Origin of the sequence: Marivita sp. (assembly GCF_051251565.1) — a bacterium.
GTDB lineage: Bacteria > Pseudomonadota > Alphaproteobacteria > Rhodobacterales > Rhodobacteraceae > Marivita.
Map to the genome: position 1 here is coordinate 17370 of NZ_JBPOFB010000006.1, position 17954 is coordinate 35323.

At 60.6% G+C, this 17954-nt stretch carries 14 protein-coding genes; 5 read left to right on the forward strand and 9 right to left on the reverse strand.

Annotated elements, in window-relative coordinates:
• Nucleotides 1–22: 22 nt before the first annotated feature.
• On the reverse strand, nucleotides 23–1411 hold the full coding sequence (locus ACSHXH_RS09920; protein ID WP_435671631.1) for an aspartate aminotransferase family protein: 1389 nt from the start codon (nucleotides 1409–1411) through the stop codon (nucleotides 23–25).
• Between the two features lie 149 nt (nucleotides 1412–1560).
• Nucleotides 1561–2421 carry a zinc-ribbon domain-containing protein gene (locus ACSHXH_RS09925; RefSeq protein WP_435671632.1) on the reverse strand — a complete coding sequence of 287 codons (861 nt, stop codon included), beginning with the start codon at nucleotides 2419–2421 and terminating at the stop codon, nucleotides 1561–1563.
• A 182-nt stretch (nucleotides 2422–2603) separates the two neighbouring features.
• Between ACSHXH_RS09925 and ACSHXH_RS09930 the strand changes: the two genes are divergently transcribed.
• The 4 genes from ACSHXH_RS09930 to ACSHXH_RS09945 are packed head-to-tail and all read left to right on the forward strand — an operon-like array spanning nucleotide 2604 to nucleotide 5509.
• Entirely contained in the window at nucleotides 2604–3281 is a 678-nt protein-coding gene (locus ACSHXH_RS09930; RefSeq protein ID WP_435671633.1) for a cell division ATP-binding protein FtsE, read from the forward strand.
• Nucleotides 3282–3307: 26 nt separating this feature from the next.
• Entirely contained in the window at nucleotides 3308–4183 is an 876-nt protein-coding gene (locus ACSHXH_RS09935) for a cell division protein FtsX (RefSeq protein ID WP_435671840.1), read from the forward strand.
• Nucleotides 4183–4917 carry a lysophospholipid acyltransferase family protein gene (locus ACSHXH_RS09940; protein ID WP_435671634.1) on the forward strand — a complete coding sequence of 245 codons (735 nt, stop codon included), beginning with the start codon at nucleotides 4183–4185 and terminating at the stop codon, nucleotides 4915–4917. The genes ACSHXH_RS09935 and ACSHXH_RS09940 overlap by 1 nt, the downstream gene beginning before the upstream one ends.
• A complete protein-coding gene (locus tag ACSHXH_RS09945) occupies nucleotides 4904–5509 on the forward strand; it encodes an MSMEG_1061 family FMN-dependent PPOX-type flavoprotein (protein ID WP_435671635.1) in 606 nt (201 codons plus the stop codon). Before ACSHXH_RS09940 ends, ACSHXH_RS09945 begins: the two co-directional genes overlap by 14 nt.
• Before the next feature lie 339 nt (nucleotides 5510–5848).
• Here the strand turns inward: ACSHXH_RS09945 and lpdA are convergent, their stop codons facing one another.
• The 6 genes from lpdA to sucC all read right to left on the reverse strand — a co-directional run bounded on the left by lpdA (nucleotide 5849) and on the right by sucC (nucleotide 14596).
• Nucleotides 5849–7237: a dihydrolipoyl dehydrogenase gene (gene lpdA / locus ACSHXH_RS09950; RefSeq protein ID WP_435671636.1), complete on the reverse strand. Its 1389-nt coding sequence runs from the start codon at nucleotides 7235–7237 to the stop codon at nucleotides 5849–5851.
• A gap of 90 nt (nucleotides 7238–7327) precedes the next feature.
• Entirely contained in the window at nucleotides 7328–7717 is a 390-nt protein-coding gene (locus ACSHXH_RS09955) for an MAPEG family protein (protein WP_435671637.1), read from the reverse strand.
• A 75-nt stretch (nucleotides 7718–7792) separates the two neighbouring features.
• Nucleotides 7793–9322, reverse strand: coding sequence for a 2-oxoglutarate dehydrogenase complex dihydrolipoyllysine-residue succinyltransferase (odhB, locus tag ACSHXH_RS09960; protein ID WP_435671638.1), 1530 nt, complete (start codon nucleotides 9320–9322; stop codon nucleotides 7793–7795).
• 3 nt (nucleotides 9323–9325) lie between these two features.
• Entirely contained in the window at nucleotides 9326–12292 is a 2967-nt protein-coding gene (locus tag ACSHXH_RS09965; RefSeq protein WP_435671639.1) for a 2-oxoglutarate dehydrogenase E1 component, read from the reverse strand.
• Between the two features lie 148 nt (nucleotides 12293–12440).
• Nucleotides 12441–13322 (reverse strand): succinate--CoA ligase subunit alpha, encoded by an 882-nt coding sequence (sucD, locus tag ACSHXH_RS09970; protein WP_435671640.1) that lies wholly within the window; start codon nucleotides 13320–13322, stop codon nucleotides 12441–12443.
• Between the two features lie 80 nt (nucleotides 13323–13402).
• Nucleotides 13403–14596 (reverse strand): ADP-forming succinate--CoA ligase subunit beta, encoded by a 1194-nt coding sequence (gene sucC, locus ACSHXH_RS09975; RefSeq protein ID WP_435671641.1) that lies wholly within the window; start codon nucleotides 14594–14596, stop codon nucleotides 13403–13405.
• A 309-nt stretch (nucleotides 14597–14905) separates the two neighbouring features.
• Between sucC and ACSHXH_RS09980 the strand changes: the two genes are divergently transcribed.
• Nucleotides 14906–16789 carry a glycosyltransferase 61 family protein gene (locus tag ACSHXH_RS09980; RefSeq protein WP_435671642.1) on the forward strand — a complete coding sequence of 628 codons (1884 nt, stop codon included), beginning with the start codon at nucleotides 14906–14908 and terminating at the stop codon, nucleotides 16787–16789.
• Nucleotides 16790–16844: 55 nt separating this feature from the next.
• Here ACSHXH_RS09980 and mdh read toward each other — a convergent pair whose 3' ends face one another.
• Nucleotides 16845–17807, reverse strand: a complete 963-nt coding sequence (mdh, locus tag ACSHXH_RS09985) for a malate dehydrogenase (RefSeq protein WP_435671643.1) — start codon at nucleotides 17805–17807, stop codon at nucleotides 16845–16847.
• Nucleotides 17808–17954 lie beyond the last annotated feature (147 nt).

The following is a 17954-nucleotide window of genomic DNA, read 5'->3' on the forward strand; positions in this document are numbered from 1 at the left end:
TGGCCTGTAGTCAAAGGGTCATTCACCCAAATTCGCGTGCCAAGGCGTCGTCCACCGATGCGATGATCTGGTCGATGTCGTCCTTGGTGGCGATCAGCGCGGGGCTGAAACACAGCGTGTTGTTCAGGCCGGGCAGGGACCGGTTCGTGGCCCCGATGATGATGCCTTGCTGCATGCAGTCGCCGACAACTTTTTGCACCCGCTTTTCCGCCATGGGCGCGCGGGTCTCGCGGTCTTCAACCAGTTCGGCCCCAAGGAACAAACCCTTGCCGCGCACATCACCGATCACGACATGCTTGTCGGCCAGCGCGTGAAGCTGATCCAGCATGTATGCGCCCATGGCGTTGGTGTTGCCCAGCAGATCCTCGTCTTCGATGATCCGCATGTTTTCAAGCGCTGCCGCCGGACCCGCCGTACAGCCTCCAAAGGTCGAGATGTCGCGGAAATAGTTCATCGGATCATCCGCGTTGTCCTTGAACATCGAGAAGACGTCTTCTGTCGTCACCAGACAGGCAATCGCGGCATAACCCGAGGCCACACCCTTGGCCATGGTCACCATGTCGGGCTGCACGCCGTAGTGCTGATAGCCGAACCACGTTCCGGTGCGGCCCACGCCGCAGACGACTTCGTCGATATGCAGCAGGATATCGTATTTGCGGCAGATTTCCTGCACGCGGTCCCAGTATCCCTGCGGCGGTGTGATGACGCCGCCACCAGCCGTCACCGGCTCAAGACACAGCGCACCCACGGTGTCGGGGCCTTCGCGCAGGATCACCTGTTCGATCTGGTCAGCGGCCCATTCACCGTAGTTCTCGGTCGGGGCCCCCTGATCGGCAGCGCGGTATTCAAGGCAATGCGGCACACGTACGAAACCCGGTGTGAACGGTCCGTATTGTGCATTGCGTTCGTCCTGACCACCAGCTGACAGGCAAGCGATTGTCGTGCCGTGGTAATCGCGGTCGCGGTAGAGGATCTTGTGCTTGTTGCCGCCGTAACGCTTGTGCGCGATCTGGCGGACCATCTTGAAGGCTTTCTCGTTCGCCTCGGACCCGGAATTGCAATAATACACGCGGGTCATACCCGGCATCTTCGAGATCAGCTTTTCCGAGAACAGCGCACCGGGGATCGACCCGGCAGAGCCCGCAAAATAGTTAAGCTTGAGCAACTGGTCATAAACCGCCTTGGCGATGCTTTCGCGCCCGTAGCCCACGTTCACTGTCCAGACACCGCCGGACACGGCATCAAGGTGTTCCTTGCCCTTCTGGTCCCAGACGCGCATGCCCTTGCCTTCGACGATGATCCGGGGATCATTGGTCTCGAACGGCTTGTGCTGGATCAGGTGGTGCCACACATGGGCGCGGTCGGCTTCGACCACGTGGCTGATATCGTTTTGGGACAATCTACCGTCCATGGTCGTCACCTCCATCTGAGAATCAATAAGGACCGGCGCACGCGGCGCGCGGGCTGCTATATCTTGATCAGATCACAGGGTTGGCGTTAGGGCCAGACGCCTTTCACAGATAGGTCCACATCAGGTGGCACGCGGAGGCGTCAGATCAGTCAGGAGCCGTCCGGCGCAGGCGCATCCGCCGGGGTGCCGTTGATCAGGCCCATGACTGCTGCGATCTGTGTGTCCAGCCAAACGCGGGCTTGGTCCACAAGTGCAACATAGCCGTCCAGCGGTGCGGTGAGCTGTGGAATGCTGTCTGAAAGCTGCGGCGCAAAGACATAGAGCGCGGCGGCAATCGCAAAGATCAGCAGCGCAAAGATGAATCCGCGCCCAAAGCCCCCGGGCGTGTCTTCGTCATCTTCCAGATCGGCCTGCGCAGAGCGGATCTCGCGCCGTTCGGTTGAGGCGCGCAGCGTCTGGTTGATCTCTTCCACGTCGGGCAGCATGTCACGGCGCGATTTCGGGCGGTCCGTGACAGCGGATGCCGCTGCGACGGCGGCGGCTGCCTCGGGGTCTTCGCCCCGCAGTTTGCGCATGCGGTCCTGTGCCTGGCGCGCGCGCTTAGCGGCCTCGTCCTCGGGTTCCTGCAAGCCCAGATCGGGTTGTTCTTCCAGCAGGCCTGCCTCGGAGCCGCGCGCGCGCTTTTCAAGCTCGGCTTCTTCGCGCAGAATGTCGGCGACGGATGGGTCTAACCCACGCCGTTTCGGTGGGGCAGGCGGTGGCGTGTTTCCGGGATCAGCGTCTTGATTGACCGATGGACGGGTGTCCACATCGCTTTCGACCTCGGGATGCCAGACTGCATCTTTAGGGGCAGCGGCCTCGGCCGCCAAGGCGTCTGGGCTCAGGTCAGGGTCGCGCGCCTGAAACCAAGTGACCCCGCAATTGGAGCACTGCACATCCCGACCGTCTTCGGGAATGACATCATCGGGGACTTCGTATTGTGCCCCGCAGCTTGGACATGACAGCCGCATATTGCCTGTAGCCCCTGTTCGGATGACCTTGATTTTGCGGCCAATCCCGGTGTTCCTCGTTTAATTGCACCATAAGCGCGCGTTTCCGCTTGTTAAACCCTATTCTGAGGCGTCGCTTGCATTGAAACCACCACGATGCTCAGGCACAACAACCCCGAACCATGGGTAGGGACAAGACCGCTGTGATCGAGTTGGAAAATGTGGCCTACAGTTATGGCGGTGGCGAATTGCTCACGGACATGACGCTCAAAGTGGCTCCGGGGTCATTTCACTTTCTCACCGGACCGTCCGGGTCAGGCAAAACCACGTTCCTCAAACTCTGCTACGGCGCGCTTCAGGCGACGGCGGGGCATGTGCGATTGTTTGACCGCGATGTGCGCGGGCTGGGGCGTGATGACGTTGCGGTGCTGCGCCGAAAGATCGGTGTTGTGCATCAGGATTGCCAGTTTCTTGATCATCTTCCGGTGACGGAAAACGTGGCGCTGCCGCTTGCCGTGTCGGGGCAGGATGCGTCGGCGGCCGATGCCAACCTCAGAGAGCTTTTGGGCTGGGTGGGGCTGACGGCGCGGGCCGATGCCTTGCCGCCCGAACTGTCCGGCGGCGAACGCCAGCGCGCCGCGTTGGCCCGTGCGGTGATCATGTCGCCGGATGTGATCCTGGCCGATGAACCCACCGGGAATATCGACTGGGAAATGTCGCAGCGGTTGCTGACCCTGTTGGTGGAATTGAACCGGATGGGCAAAACGATCCTGATTGCGACCCATGATCTCGGCCTGATCCGTGCCGCCAAGGCGCAGGTGCAGACGCGGGTTTTGCGGATCTCGAACCGGCGCTTGCAAATGGCGGGGGCGGATTTGTGATCTTCGACCTGCGTTCGACCGCCAAGATGCTGCAATTTGACGAAAAAGCCGACCGCGTGGTGCCGCCGACCGGGTTCACAGCGCGCCTGACGCTGTTCAGCGCCTTTGCCATGGCGTTTCTGGCGGTGTTTGCGCTGGCGCTGTCGCTGGCGGCGGGACGGGTGGCGGACCGCTGGGGAACCGAATTGGCACAATCGTCAACGCTGCGCATTTCGGCCCCGGCGGGCGAAGTGGCGACCCAGACCGAAGCGGCATTGCGTGTGCTGCGCACCACGCCCGGCATCGTCGATGCCCGCGCCCTTACGATCGAGGAACAACGCGCGCTCTTGGCGCCGTGGTTCGGCTCTGACCTGCCGATCGAAGATCTGCCGCTGCCGCAGTTGATCGACATCGTCGAAACCGAAGACGGCTATGATGCGTCGGGTTTGCGCCTGCGCCTTGCTGCCGAAGCCCCGGCTGCGGTTCTGGACGATCACGCGCGCTGGCGGCGGCCGTTGATTGACGCGGCGTCCCGCCTGCGATTGCTGGGCTGGGCGTCGATCCTGCTGATTGCCACCGCGACGGCGGCAATGGTCACGCTAGCGGCCAATGCGGCGTTGGCGGCCAATGCACAGGTGATCGCCGTGCTGCGTCTTGTCGGGGCCAAGGACACCTATATCGCCAGCGCCTTTGTTCGCCGTTTTGCCCTGCGCGCGCTGATCGGGTCGGCCTTTGGCACCGGCGCGGGCATTGTTGCGCTGTTTCTGGTGCCCAGTGGTGGGGACACTGCCGGGTTCCTGACCGATTTCAGCATTCAGGGTTGGGGGTGGCTTTGGGTTGCGCTGATCCCGCCGCTGTCGGGCTTGGTTGCTTTTGTCGCCACGCGCTTTGCTGCTGGCCGCGTGTTGGAGGAATTGGCCTGATGGCATACGCAATTCAGTGGGTCCGGTCGCTGCTGTTCGTCATCGCAGTCTATCTGTGTATTGCCATCGTCGGGCTGGTCTTTTTCCCGTGGGCGCTGGTGTCGCCAAAAGGTGCGCGCGCGGGCTGCATGAGCGTGTGCCATTTCGTCCGCTGGGCCGCGCCCTGGATGATTGGGCTCAAGACCGAAATCCGGGGCACGCCACCCACAACGGAATGTCTGGTTGCCTCCAAGCATCAAAGTTTTCTGGACGTGTTTCTTGTGTTCTCGGCGCTGCCGGCGGGCAAGTTTATCATGAAACGTATCCTGATGTACGCACCCGTCGTCGGGCAATACGGGCTGCGCATCGGCTGTATCCCGGTGGATCGCGGCAAGCGCGGCGCGGCGATCAAACAGATGGTCGAGGCGGTGCACAAAGGCACTGCAACGCCCGGTCAGTTGATCATCTACCCGCAAGGCACCCGCATCGCGCCTGGTGTCAAAGCGCCCTACAAAGTGGGCACTGCGGTCCTGTATGAACAATTGGGCCAGCCCTGTGTGCCGGTGGCTGCGAATGTTGGTCTTTTCTGGCCCAAGCGTGGCATTTACCGCAAGCCGGGCACGGCCGTGGTCGAATTTCTTGAGCCGATTCAGCCGGGACTGCCGCGCGACCAATTCCTCAAACTGCTGGAAACGCGGATCGAAACCGCATCCGCCCGATTGAACCAAGAGGCGGGGTTCCATGCGCCGGATTGAGACGATTGACGCGCTTGAGGCCCTCTATGACGCGCCGGTTCCGGCCTCTCTGAGCAAGGTCGCGGATCATCTGACACCGGCCTATCGCCGCTGGATCGAAGCCGCGCGCTTTTGCGTGATCTCAACGGCTGGGCCAAACGGCACCCATGGCACGCCGCGCGGAGATATCGACCCTGTGGTCCGGGTGGCCGATCCGCAGACGATCTTGTTGCCCGACTGGCAGGGCAACAACCGGCTGGATGCGCTGCGCGACCTGATCGGTGACCCGCGCATTGCGTTTCTGTTCATGATCCCGGGCACGAAAACCACGGTGCGGGTCAACGGGCGTGCTTTTGTGACCGATGATGCGGACCTGCGCGCGTCGTTCGAACGCAAATCCATGCATCCCGCGACCGTAATCGTGACCCACGTGACCGAAGCCTACACCCAATGCGCCAAGGCGCTGATGCGGTCCGGGCTTTGGGAGGGTGCGCCTGTGCCTGAGGGCCTGCCAACCGTGGGCGAGATTCTGGCCGACATGACAGACGGGCAGATGGGCGGGGCGGATTATGACACCCATTACGAAGCGCGCGCGATCCCCAAGCTTTGGTAATCTGCGCGCGGTGCGTTTGGGAAACCTTAACGCCGCTGGACCAATGTGCCCGAACGTTGCGCAACGAGCGGAGAGGGTCACTCCCACACCGCGTTCTGACAGAGTTTTCTTTTGGATGGTGCCTGTGCGCACCCGACTATGAGAGACCGGTTTCACAAGGCCCCAAACGGGGCACAGGTCCGGGCGGACACCCCCGATGCCCAAAAGAAACGTCACGCCCAAGGGGCGGCGCCGCTTTCTTCAGACAAGAAAAAAGGCTCTTGCAAGAGCCTTGAGACGCGGGTGTGTTTCCGCATCAGGGAAGCCTTTTGAAAAGGCTCCCCCCGTTGTCGGGCCTGATCACATGTGAATAGCGCCGTCGCCACAGGCGAGGGCCGCTTCGCGCACCGCCTCGGAATAGGTCGGGTGGGCGTGGCAGGTAAGCGCCAGATCTTCGGCAGAGGCGCCGAACTCCATCGCAACGCAGATCTCGTGGATCAGGTCACCGGCCATGGGGCCAATGATATGTGCGCCCAAAATGCGATCCGTGTCCTTGTCGGCAAGGATTTTGACGAACCCGTCAGCGGCGAAATTCGCCTTGGCGCGGCCATTGCCCATAAAGCTGAACTTGCCCACTTTGTAGGTGCGCCCCGCATCCTTGAGCTGTTCTTCGGTCTGGCCGACATTGGCGACTTCCGGGTGGGTGTAGATCACGCCCGGAATGACACCGTAATTCACATGGCCATGTTTGCCCGCGATAACCTCGGCGCAGGCCATGCCTTCGTCTTCGGCCTTGTGGGCCAACATCGGTCCGTCGATGCAATCGCCGATGGCGTAGATGCCTTTGACATTGGTCTGCCAGTGATCGTTGGTCTTGATCTGGCCGCGCTGCGACATCTCGATCCCCAGTGCATCAAGGCCCAGACCGTCAGTATAGGGGCGACGCCCGGTGGCGACCAGAACCACATCCGCGTCCATACTGTGTTCGCTGTCATCCTTGCGCAGTTTGTAGGTGACCTTGGCTTTGCTCTTGGTCGCCTCAACGCCCTGCACGGCGGCCCCCATGGTGAAGGTCAGGCCCTGTTTCTGCAACAGTTTCTGGAAGGTCTTTTGCACTTCGCCGTCCATGCCCGGTGTGATCGTATCGAGGAATTCGACAACATGCACTTCGGTGCCCAGACGGGAATAGACCGACCCCAGCTCAAGCCCGATCACGCCAGCGCCGATCACAACCATCTTTTTCGGGATTTTTCCCAATTCAAGCGCGCCGGTCGAGGTGACCACGACTTTTTCGTCGATCTCGATGCCCGGCAGGCTGCTGGCTTCGGAGCCTGAGGCGACGATGATGTTCTTGGCCTCGTGCACGTCGTCACCGACCTTGACCTTGCCGGCCTCGGGGATTGACCCCCAGCCCTTGAGCCAGTCGATCTTGTTCTTTTTGAACAGGAATTCGATGCCCTTGGTGTTCTGGCCGATCACGTCGTCCTTGTAGGTCAGCATCTGTTTCCAGTCGACCGACGGGCTTTTGCCCTTCAGGCCCATGCTGGCAAAGTTGTGCTCGGCCTCGTGCAGCATATGGGTGGCATGCAGCAGCGCCTTGGAGGGGATGCAGCCAACGTTCAGGCAGGTGCCCCCCAACGTGTCGCGGCCTTCGACGCAGGCGGTTTTCAGGCCCAGCTGCGCGCAGCGGATCGCGGCGACATAGCCGCCGGGGCCGGAACCGATGATGATGACGTCGTATTGTGCCATTTTGCGGTGTCCTTTGTATTGGGTGGGGAGAGGGGGCGCTGCCCCCGTCGCCGTTCGGCGACTCCCCCGGAGTTTATGGGCAAGATGAAGCTACATCAGAGCAGTGAGTAGCAGGTAGAGCGTGGCGATGAAACCAACCGCCCAGATCAGGGACCGCCACGGCACCCAGCCGAAGACATAGGCGGGCACGTAGAGGGTGCGTGCGATCAGATATGCGGCGCAGGCGAGGGCCGTCTTGTCGTCGTTCTGGCCGGAATAGGTGATCACCATGATGGCAATGGAGAAGAGGATCAGCCCCTCGAAATGGTTGTTCATGGCCCGTTGCAGGCGGCCCGCAGTGCCGGTGAGGTGGATCTGCTCGTCACGCGGCCCCATCGCGGTTTTCGTGCCGACCTGTCGGTTGGCGGCGACGGAGTAGGCCACGAATTGCAGGACTTGCAGCAAGGCCGCGAGGGTGAGGGCGGTGAGTTCGGGGGTCATGCTCACTCCAAAGTGGTGCGTGAAATCACGCACCCTACAAGATGGTAGGGTGTGTGTTCACACGCACCGTCCTTTTTACAAATCCATCAACAACCGACGCGGATCTTCGAGCGCCTCTTTGACGCGCACGAGGAAGGTCACAGCGCCTTTGCCGTCGACGATGCGGTGGTCGTAGCTGAGCGCGAGGTACATCATCGGGCGGATCACGACCTGGCCGTTGATGGCCATAGGGCGGTCCTGGATTTTGTGCATGCCGAGGATGCCCGATTGTGGCGGATTCAAAATAGGTGAGGACATGAGCGAGCCGTAGACGCCGCCGTTCGAGATGGTGAAGGTGCCGCCCTGCATTTCGGCCATGGACAGCTTGCCATCCCGGGCGCGGCGGCCTTTTTCGGCAATCGCTTTCTCGATCTCGGCAAAGCTCATCTTGTCGGCGTCGCGGATCACCGGAACCACAAGACCCTGCGGCGTGCCCGCAGCGACGCCCATATGGACGAAGTTCTTGTAGACGATGTCGGTGCCGTCGATCTCGGCGTTCACTTCCGGCACTTCTTTCAACGCATGGCAGCAGGCCTTGGTGAAGAAGGACATGAAGCCAAGGCGCACGCCGTGTTTCTTTTCGAACAGGTCCTTGTATTCCGACCGCAGAGCCATCGTTTCGGTCATGTCCACCTCGTTATAGGTGGTCAGGATCGCAGCGGCGTTCTGGGCGTCCTTGAGGCGGCGGGCGATTGTCTGGCGCAGGCGGGTCATCTTGACCCGTTCTTCGCGGGCGGCGTCATCGGCGCTGACCGGGCCGCGCGGGGCGGCGGGTGTGGCCGCTGGTGCCGGGGCAGAGGAGGCTGCGGCGACCGCTTTGGCGACATCGTCTTTCATGATGCGCCCGTCGCGGCCAGAGCCCTGGACCTGCGCGGCAGACAGGCCCGCTTCGGCCATTGCCTTATTGGCGGAGGGCGCGTTTTCCACATCCTTGCCGGGGCCTGCATTGCCTGCGGGGGGCGTGGTGTATTGCGTCTCACCGGCCACGGCGCTGGGCGCTGTATCGGCGGAAGCGGCGCTGCCCCCGATCACACCAAGCTTGCCACCGGCGGCCACGGTGCTGCCTTCGGCGGCGACGATTTCCGACAGTACGCCCGCGCTGGGTGCAGGGACTTCGACGGACACTTTGTCGGTCTCAAGTTCGCAGAGCATTTCGTCCTGCGCGACGGTGTCACCGACCTTTTTGAACCATGTGGACACGGTGGCCTCGGACACGGATTCACCAAGCGTGGGCACCATGACATCAACAGACGCGCCGCCCTCTTGCTTGGCGGGGGCTGTCGCGGTCGGCTCGGACGCGGCTTTGGCCGGGCTTGTGGCAGCTGCACCGCCTTCGGTGATATTGGCCAGAAGCGCATCCACGCCCACGGTTTCGCCTTCACCTGCGACGATATCGGCAAGCGTGCCTGCGACGGGTGACGGCACTTCGACGGTAACCTTGTCGGTTTCAAGCTCGCACAGCATTTCGTCCACGGCAACGGTGTCACCCGGCTTTTTGAACCATGTGGCGACCGTGGCCTCGGTCACGGATTCGCCCAGAGTGGGCACACGCACTTCGGTTGTCATGTCTTACTTCCCTTCGATCGTCAGCGCTTCGTCAACGAGTGCTGCTTGCTGTGCTTTGTGTTGGCTGGCCAGACCTGTTGCAGGCGAGGCCGATGTGGCGCGACCGACATAGCGCGGGCGCGGGTGCTGGGCTTTGATACGGCCCAGAACCCATTCAAGGTTCGGTTCCATGAACGTCCAGGCCCCTTGGTTCTTGGGTTCTTCCTGACACCAGATCATGTCGGCCTGCGGGAAGCGTTCGAGTTCCTTGACGGCAGAGATCGCCGGGAACGGGTAGAACTGCTCAAAACGCAGGATGTAGATGTCGTCGATTCCGCGGGCATCGCGTTCTTCAAGCAGGTCATAATAAACCTTGCCGGAACACATCACGACGCGCTTGATCTTGTCGTCGCTGACCAGTTTGGTGTCCGAGTTGCCATATTGCGCATCGTCCCACAGAACCCGGTGGAAGCTGGACCCGGTGGTGAATTCCTCGGCCTTGGACACAGCCAGCTTGTGGCGGAGCAGGGATTTCGGGGTCATCAGGATCAGCGGCTTGCGGAAGGACCGGTGCAGCTGGCGGCGCAGGATATGGAAATAGTTGGCGGGCGTCGTGCAATTGGCCACGATCCAGTTGTCCTGACCACATTGCTGCAAGAAGCGTTCCAGACGTGCGGATGAATGTTCCGGCCCCTGACCTTCAAACCCGTGCGGCAGCAGGCAGACAAGGCCTGACATGCGCAACCATTTGCTTTCGCCCGAGCTGACGAACTGGTCGAACATGATCTGTGCGCCATTGGCGAAATCGCCGAACTGCGCTTCCCACAGGGTGAGCGCGTTTGGTTCGGCCAAGGAGTAGCCGTATTCAAACCCAAGCACCGCGTATTCCGACAGGGCGGAATCGATCACCTCGAACCGGGCTTGCCCGTCGCGGATGTTGTTGAGCGGGTAGTAGCGTTCCTCGGTGTCTTGGTTGATCAGGCCGGAATGGCGCTGGCTGAACGTGCCACGGGTGCTGTCCTGACCCGAAAGGCGGACGCCGTAGCCTTCGGTCAAGAGCGATCCAAAGGCCAGTGCCTCGGCTGTTGCCCAGTCGAAGCCTTCGCCGGTTTCGAGCATGGCTGCGCGGGTTTCCAACAGGCGGCCAACGGTCTTGTGGAGCGGGAACCCATCAGGCGCGCGGGTGAGCGCGGTACCGACCTCGGACAGCGTGTCCGGCTGAACCGAGGTTTTGCCGCGCTGGTACTTGCCCTGTTTCTGCCGATCGAGATGCGACCAGCGCCCATCCAGCCAGTCGGCCTTGTTGGGGCGGTATTCCTTGCCGGCTTCGAATTCTTCGTTCAGGCGCGCCTGAAAGGCGGCCTTCATGTCTTCGATTTCGCCTTCGGGGATCAGGCCGTCCTTGACCAGCCGTTCGGTATAGAGCGACAGCGTGGTCTTGTGGCCTTTGATCTTTTTATACATCACAGGGTTGGTGAACATCGGTTCATCGCCTTCGTTATGGCCGAAGCGGCGATAACAGAAGATGTCCAGAACCACGTCCTTGCCGAATTTCTGGCGGAACTCGGTGGCGACCTTTGCGGCGTGCACAACCGCTTCGGGGTCGTCGCCGTTGACGTGGAAGATCGGTGCTTCGACGACCAGCGCGTTGTCCGTCGGATAGGGCGAGGAGCGCGAAAAGTGCGGGGCGGTGGTAAAGCCGATCTGGTTGTTCACAACGATATGGATGGTGCCGCCGGTCCGGTGACCGCGCAGACCCGACAGCGCAAAACATTCGGCCACAACACCCTGACCGGCAAACGCCGCATCACCGTGCAGCAGGATCGGCATGACCGACCGGCGCGATGTGTCACCATGGTGGTCTTGCTTGGCGCGAACCTTGCCCAGCACAACCGGGTTCACCGCTTCGAGGTGCGACGGGTTGGCGGTCAGTGACAGGTGCACGGAATTGCCGTCAAATTCACGGTCGCTGGAAGCCCCGAGGTGATATTTCACGTCGCCCGAGCCATCGACATCCTCGGGTTTGAAGCTGCCGCCCTGAAACTCGTTGAAGATCGCGCGGTAGGGTTTCTGCATCACGTTGGCCAGAACCGACAAACGGCCCCGGTGGGGCATGCCCACAACGATCTCTTTGACGCCAAGGTTGCCGCCGCGCTTGATGATCTGCTCCATCGCCGGGATCAGGCTTTCGCCGCCATCAAGGCCAAACCGCTTGGTGCCCATGTATTTGACGTGCAGGAATTTCTCAAAGCCTTCGGCTTCGACCATCTTGTTCAGGATCGCCTTGCGGCCCTCGCGCGTGAACGCGACCTCTTTGCCGTAGCCTTCGATCCGTTCCTTGAGCCACGCGGATTGTTCGGGGTCCGAGATGTGCATGTATTGCAGGGCAAAAGTGCCGCAATAGGTGCGGCGCACGATATCAAGGATTTCGCGCATGGAGGCGATCTGGAGGCCCAGAACGTTGTCGATAAAGATCGGCCGGTCCATGTCGGCTTCGGTAAAGCCGTAGGATTTGGGGTCCAGTTCCGGGTGCGCGGTCTTTTCGCGCATGCCCAGCGGGTCAAGATCAGCGGCAAGGTGCCCCCGGATGCGGTAGGCGCGGATGATCATGAGCGCGCGGATAGAGTCCAGCACGGCGCGTTGGATGGCGTCGTCTGTGACCTCGACGCCTTTTTCCTGCGCCTTGGCCTTGATCTTGTCGCCAGCGGCTTTTGCCTCGACCGGTGGGGCCGGCCACTGTCCGTCCAGCGCGGCTGTCAGATCGTCATTGGGCTGCGGCGGCCAATCGGCGCGCGCCCAGCTGGGGCCCGATGCTTCGCGTTTGACGCTGATATCGTCGTCGCCCAGTTGCTTGAAAAACGCCTGCCACGCCTCATCGACCGCATTGGGATCGTTGGCATACCGCGCGTACATCTGTTCCAGATAGGCCGCGTTGTGCCCCTGCATGAAGCTGGAGGCATGGAATTGATCGTTGGGGCTTTGATCCGTCATGTGTTGTGGTCCTCCCGACCGGTCTGATCAAGCAGCAGGAAAGCGGGTCACGCGATCCGCTATCGTGCGGCTTTGTGTGTGGGCAAGCCGGGCATGTGCCCGGCTTACATGGTGTTTGGCGTAGGCCGGGCATCGGCCCGCTACGCAGTTAGCCAATCGCGGCAAGAACCGCTTCGCCAAGGCTGGCGGGGCTTTCGGCCACGACGATGCCTGCGGATTTCATCGCTTCGATCTTGTCCTCGGCACCGCCTTTGCCACCGGCGACAATGGCGCCTGCGTGGCCCATCCGGCGGCCCGGAGGGGCTGTGCGGCCTGCGATGAAACCTGCGGTGGGTTTCCAGCGGCCACGCTTCTTTTCATCGGCTAGGAACTGCGCGGCTTCTTCCTCGGCGGAACCACCGATTTCACCGATCATGATGATGCTTTGCGTTTCGTCATCCGCAAGGAACCATTCGAGCACGTCGATATGCTCGGTCCCTTTGATGGGGTCTCCGCCGATGCCCACACAGGTGGACTGACCAAGGCCTACGTCTGTTGTCTGTTTCACGGCCTCATAGGTAAGCGTGCCGGAGCGGGACACAACCCCGACAGAGCCGCGACGGTGGATGTGGCCGGGCATGATGCCGATCTTGCAGGCGTCGGGCGTGATGACACCGGGGCAGTTCGGGCCGATGAGGCGGGACTTGGAATCCTCTAGCGCGCGCTTGACCTTCATCATGTCGAGCACCGGGATGCCTTCGGTGATGCAGACGATGACTTCCATCTCGGCGTCAATCGCCTCGAGGATCGAGTCGGCAGCGAAGGGTGGCGGGACGTAGATCACCGAGGCGTTCGCGCCGGTGACGTGCCGGGCCTCGTGGACCGAGTTGAAGACCGGAAGGTCGAGATGGGTCATCCCGCCCTTGCCCGGTGTCACACCGCCGACCATCTTGGTGCCATAGGCGATGGCCTGTTCGGTGTGGAATGTGCCTTGCGAGCCGGTGAGGCCCTGGCAGATCACTTTGGTGTTTTCGTCGATGAGGACGGCCATGTGGCGTTCTCCTATGTAGGGTGCGTGATTTCACACACCGATCTTTCCGGGAAGGTGCGTGAGATCACGCACCCTACGAATTATCCTTTGACGGCTTTCACGATCTTTTCGGCACCATCCTTGAGGTCGTCGGCGGCGATCACGTCGAGGCCGGAGTTTTTGATGATCTCCTTGCCCTGTTCGACGTTTGTGCCTTCGAGACGCACAACCAGCGGCACCTTGAGGCCGACCTCTTTGACGGCCGCGATCACGCCCTCGGCGATCACATCGCAGCGCATGATGCCGCCGAAGATGTTGACGAGGATGCCTTTGACCTGCGGGTCAGACGTGATGATCTTGAATGCTTCGGTCACCTTTTCCTTGGTCGCGCCGCCGCCCACGTCGAGGAAGTTGGCAGGCTCGGCACCGTAGAGCTTGATGATGTCCATCGTCGCCATGGCAAGGCCCGCGCCGTTGACCATGCAGCCGATCTCACCGTCCAGAGCGATGTAGTTGAGGTCGTACTTGGACGCCTCAAGCTCTTTGGGGTCTTCTTCGGTCTCGTCGCGCAGCTCCGCAAGTTCGGGGTGGCGGTACATGGCGTTGCCGTCAAAGCTCATCTTGGCATCGAGGCATTTCAGATCGCCTTCGTCGGACACGATCAGCGGGTTGATTTCCAGCATCTCCATGTCTTTGTCGACGAAAAGCTTGTAGAGCGTGCCCATGAGCGCGACGCATTGTTTGATCTGCTTGCCTTCGAGTCCCAGATTGAACGCGATGCGGCGGCCATGGAAAGCTTGGTAGCCGGTGGCGGGATCGACTGAGAAGCTGAGGATCTTCTCGGGCGTGGATTCTGCGACTTCCTCGATGTCCATGCCGCCTTCGGTGGAGGCCACGAAGGACACACGGGATGTCTGGCGATCCACGAGAAGGGCAAGATACATCTCGGTCTGGATGCCCGAGCCGTCTTCGATATAGATGCGGTTGACCTGCTTGCCGGCGTCGCCCGTCTGCTTGGTCACAAGGGTGCGGCCCAGCATCTTCTTGGCTTCTTCCGCGGCTTCTTCAACCGATTTGGCAAGACGCACACCACCGGCTTCGCCAGCGCTGTCTTCTTTGAACTTGCCCTTGCCCCGGCCACCTGCGTGGATCTGTGCCTTGACCACCCAAAGAGGTCCGTCCATTTCGCCTGCCTTGGTCTTGGCCTCTTCGGCCTTGAGAACCACGCGGCCGTCCGACACCGGGGCGCCGTAGCTGCGTAGCAGGGCTTTCGCCTGATACTCGTGGATGTTCATCGGTCAACTGTCCCGTCTTTTGCTGCGATTGCTGGCGATATACGGTGGTATACCGTCGCGGAATAAAGGCTTTTTTGACGCAGGGCGGGCAAATCGGCGAAAAAGCGACATTTGTGATCACACGTTTTTTAGCTGTGATCACAAAAGTGAATCGCAGGAGCGCGTTGGATTTGTCGTGCAGGTCAGACACACCCGATTCTTTTGATTTGCATCTGAGTTGACGCGGAATCACGGAACCGCGTACCGTTACAGCGATGCCACACGCGCCTGACGCACCCAAATCGTGGCACATGAGGACGACGCAGTAGAATGAACACCAGACCCCGCGCTTTTGAGGCGTGCCCGGAGACTGGGTCTCCGGTTGGCATGGCAAGCCTGCCTTTCGAGCATATCGAAGGGCATAGGGACGCGTTTGTCGTGCCCTTTCGTCGTGGCGTGCGCACAGGTCCGCGGTTTCATGCGGGTGCGTTTGATGCGGCGGGCGCCCCGCTTTGCAATACCGAGATGCGCACCATCCACCGTGCCAGCCTTGCGACCAAAGAGGTTCGAGACGCGGCGCTGGCGGATGCCGGAACGCTGCACGGCGAATGGTTGTTCTGCGGAATTTTGTCAGCGCAGTTTGGGCATATCATCACCCGCAGCCTCGGGATGCTTTGGGCGATCGAGCATGTGCCGAAATCGGTAAAGCTGTTGTTCGTGTCGATGATGTATGATTCGGGCGAACACCGGTTTCTGGAAACCCTGCTGGCGACACTAGGAATCGAGAACGACTACAAAATCCTGCGCAGACCGGCGCATGTCGAGACGCTTTATACCGCGCCGGACCTGTTCAGCGAAGTGATCTGGTGCGCCGCTCCGCAGGTTTATGTGGACTGGATCAAGGGGCGGATGCCGACGCCGGGCGCGTCCGAGTTCGGGCGCAAGATCTACATCACCCGTGACAGGCTGTCAGGTACGGCGGGGCGGCATCTGTGCGAAGACATCCTTGAGGATAATTTGGCGCGGGCGGGGTTTGATATTGTCGCGCCGGAAACCCTGACGCTTGCGCAGCAGCTTGCGATGTACCGCCATGCGGATACGGTCATAGCGGCGGATGGGTCGGCGCTTCATATTCTGCCATTTTCGATCCGTGATACGGCGTCCGTTTATGTGTTGCAGCGCCGGACCGAGTTTCCACCGCTGATCGCCAACCATCTGAGCAGTTTTACCAACGCAGCCATCCACCGGATTGATGCGATTGACGATGTGATCTGGCCGCAGGACCGGGCGGACAACACCGCGCTTGTTGCGCTGGATTTCAAGAAACTTCAAGACCTGTTCATCGGGCACGGTGTGCTGCGCGCAACTGAGGCGTGGCGCTGTCCCGACCAGAAAGACTTTGACGCCTCACGGGCCTTGGGCCGACCGAAACATCAGGGGTTCATGACGGACTCTGAACGACCGCAATTTCTGAGAGACTTGCGGCGCAGCAAACTGGAGAAAAAAGCCATGAAAGATGTTGCAGACGCGCTTCCGATCCCTGTCATTGACGGGTTGCGGTATTTCCGGGTTCTCAACCGATTGCATGAAAAGCTGCAACCCGATTGGTATCTTGAGGTCGGCACCTTCACCGGCAAGAGCCTGTCCTTGGCCAAATGCAACACGATTGCGGTGGATCCGAAGTTTCAGATCAGCTTTCCGGTGGTGAATGCGACGGGTCGCAAGATGCATTTCTTCCAGCAAACCAGCGATGATTTCTTTGCCGAGGGGTTTGTCAAACAAAACAAGATCAAGATTGATTTTGCGTTTCTGGACGGCATGCATCTGTTTGAATTTCTGCTGCGTGATTTCATCGAGGCGGAAAAGCTGATGTCACCAGACGGGGTGATCGCGCTGCATGATTGCTGCCCGACGACGGATTACATGGCCGAACGCGAGTTCCATGATGGTCAGTGGACGGGTGATGTGTGGAAGACGCTGCTGATCTTGCAGCAATATCGCCCCGATCTTCAGATCGACGTGTTGTCAGCCGCCCCGACGGGGTTGGTTCTGATCCGCAACCTGAACCCGCGCAGCACCGTTTTGTCCAAGAAGTACGACGCGCTGGTCAAAGAGTTCATGGACGAAGAGCTGTCGGATTTCGATGGCGGGATCGGGGGATATTTCCAGAATTTCAATCTGGTCGATCCACTGGAATTTCTGGACACGCTGTAATGCAAAAAGGCGGCCCATGGGCCGCCCTTTCTAAACTGTAGTTCTAGACCCGGTCTTAGGTCAGGCTGTCGTCGATGCCTTTGCAGGCCTCAACAAGGCCTTTGACGGCATTGACCGAATTGTCGAACATGACTTGTTCGTCTTTGTGCAAGTCGATGTTCACAACCTTTTCGATGCCACCTGCACCGATGATGGTCGGCACCCCGACGTAAAAGCCGTTGAGGCCAAATTCGCCGTCGCAATAGGCCGCGCAGGGCAGCAGGCGCTTTTGGTCTTTGAGGTATGCTTCGGCCATCTCGATCGCCGACGTTGCGGGCGCGTAGAAGGCCGAGCCGGTTTTCAGCAGGCCAACGATTTCGGCACCGCCGTCACGGGTGCGCTGAACGATAGCGTCCAGTTTGTCCTGCGTGGTCCAGCCCATCTTGACCAGATCGGGCAGTGGGATACCGGCAACGGTGGAATAGCGTGTGAGCGGCACCATCGTGTCGCCGTGACCGCCCAGAACGAAGGCGGTGACGTCTTTCATGGATACGTCGAATTCCAGGCTCAGGAAGTGGCGGAAGCGCGCACTGTCCAGAACACCGGCCATGCCACAGACCTTGTGTGTCGGCAGGCCGGAGAATTGCTGAAGCGCCCACACCATCGCGTCAAGCGGGTTGGTGATGCAGATCACAAACGCGTCCGGTGCGTTGGCGGCGATGCCTTCGCCCACGGATTTCATCACTTTGAGGTTGATGCCCAGCAGGTCATCGCGGCTCATGCCCGGCTTGCGCGGCACACCGGCGGTGACGATGCAGACGTCTGCCCCTGCGATGTCGGCATAATCCTGCGTGCCCTTGAGACGCGCATCAAAGCCTTCGGATGGGCCGGATTCAGCGATGTCGAGCGCCTTGCCTTCGGGGGTGCCTTCGGCGATGTCGAAAAGCACAACGTCACCCAGTTCTTTGAGTGCCACGAGGTGGGCAAGTGTGCCACCGATCTGTCCCGCGCCGATAAGGGCAATCTTGGGTCTGGCCATGGAATTTGTCTCCGGTCCGTTTTGAATTTGCGCTGTGCTAGTCCGCCTGATGCGTTTTCGCAAGTGCGGCTGAGACGCACGTCGCGGGTGGCGGACCGTGCGGTTGCCGGATATGTCAATGAAATCCCGTGGGAAAGTGAGTCTTTT

What these genes read in the sequence shown, in the direction of transcription:
- ACSHXH_RS09925 (WP_435671632.1), bottom strand. Translation starts at nt 2,421, where the DNA reads ATGCGGCTGTCATGTCCAAGCTGCGGGGCACAATACGAAGTCCCCGAT.
- ACSHXH_RS09935 (WP_435671840.1), top strand. Translation starts at nt 3,308, where the DNA reads ATGCTGCAATTTGACGAAAAAGCCGACCGCGTGGTGCCGCCGACCGGG.
- ACSHXH_RS09965 (WP_435671639.1), bottom strand. Translation starts at nt 12,292, where the DNA reads ATGACGGATCAAAGCCCCAACGATCAATTCCATGCCTCCAGCTTCATG.
- sucC (WP_435671641.1), bottom strand. Translation starts at nt 14,596, where the DNA reads ATGAACATCCACGAGTATCAGGCGAAAGCCCTGCTACGCAGCTACGGC.
- ACSHXH_RS09920 (WP_435671631.1), bottom strand. Translation starts at nt 1,411, where the DNA reads ATGGACGGTAGATTGTCCCAAAACGATATCAGCCACGTGGTCGAAGCC.
- sucD (WP_435671640.1), bottom strand. Translation starts at nt 13,322, where the DNA reads ATGGCCGTCCTCATCGACGAAAACACCAAAGTGATCTGCCAGGGCCTC.
- ACSHXH_RS09940 (WP_435671634.1), top strand. Translation starts at nt 4,183, where the DNA reads ATGGCATACGCAATTCAGTGGGTCCGGTCGCTGCTGTTCGTCATCGCA.
- ACSHXH_RS09955 (WP_435671637.1), bottom strand. Translation starts at nt 7,717, where the DNA reads ATGACCCCCGAACTCACCGCCCTCACCCTCGCGGCCTTGCTGCAAGTC.
- ACSHXH_RS09980 (WP_435671642.1), top strand. Translation starts at nt 14,906, where the DNA reads ATGAACACCAGACCCCGCGCTTTTGAGGCGTGCCCGGAGACTGGGTCT.
- odhB (WP_435671638.1), bottom strand. Translation starts at nt 9,322, where the DNA reads ATGACAACCGAAGTGCGTGTGCCCACTCTGGGCGAATCCGTGACCGAG.
- mdh (WP_435671643.1), bottom strand. Translation starts at nt 17,807, where the DNA reads ATGGCCAGACCCAAGATTGCCCTTATCGGCGCGGGACAGATCGGTGGC.
- ACSHXH_RS09945 (WP_435671635.1), top strand. Translation starts at nt 4,904, where the DNA reads ATGCGCCGGATTGAGACGATTGACGCGCTTGAGGCCCTCTATGACGCG.
- lpdA (WP_435671636.1), bottom strand. Translation starts at nt 7,237, where the DNA reads ATGGCACAATACGACGTCATCATCATCGGTTCCGGCCCCGGCGGCTAT.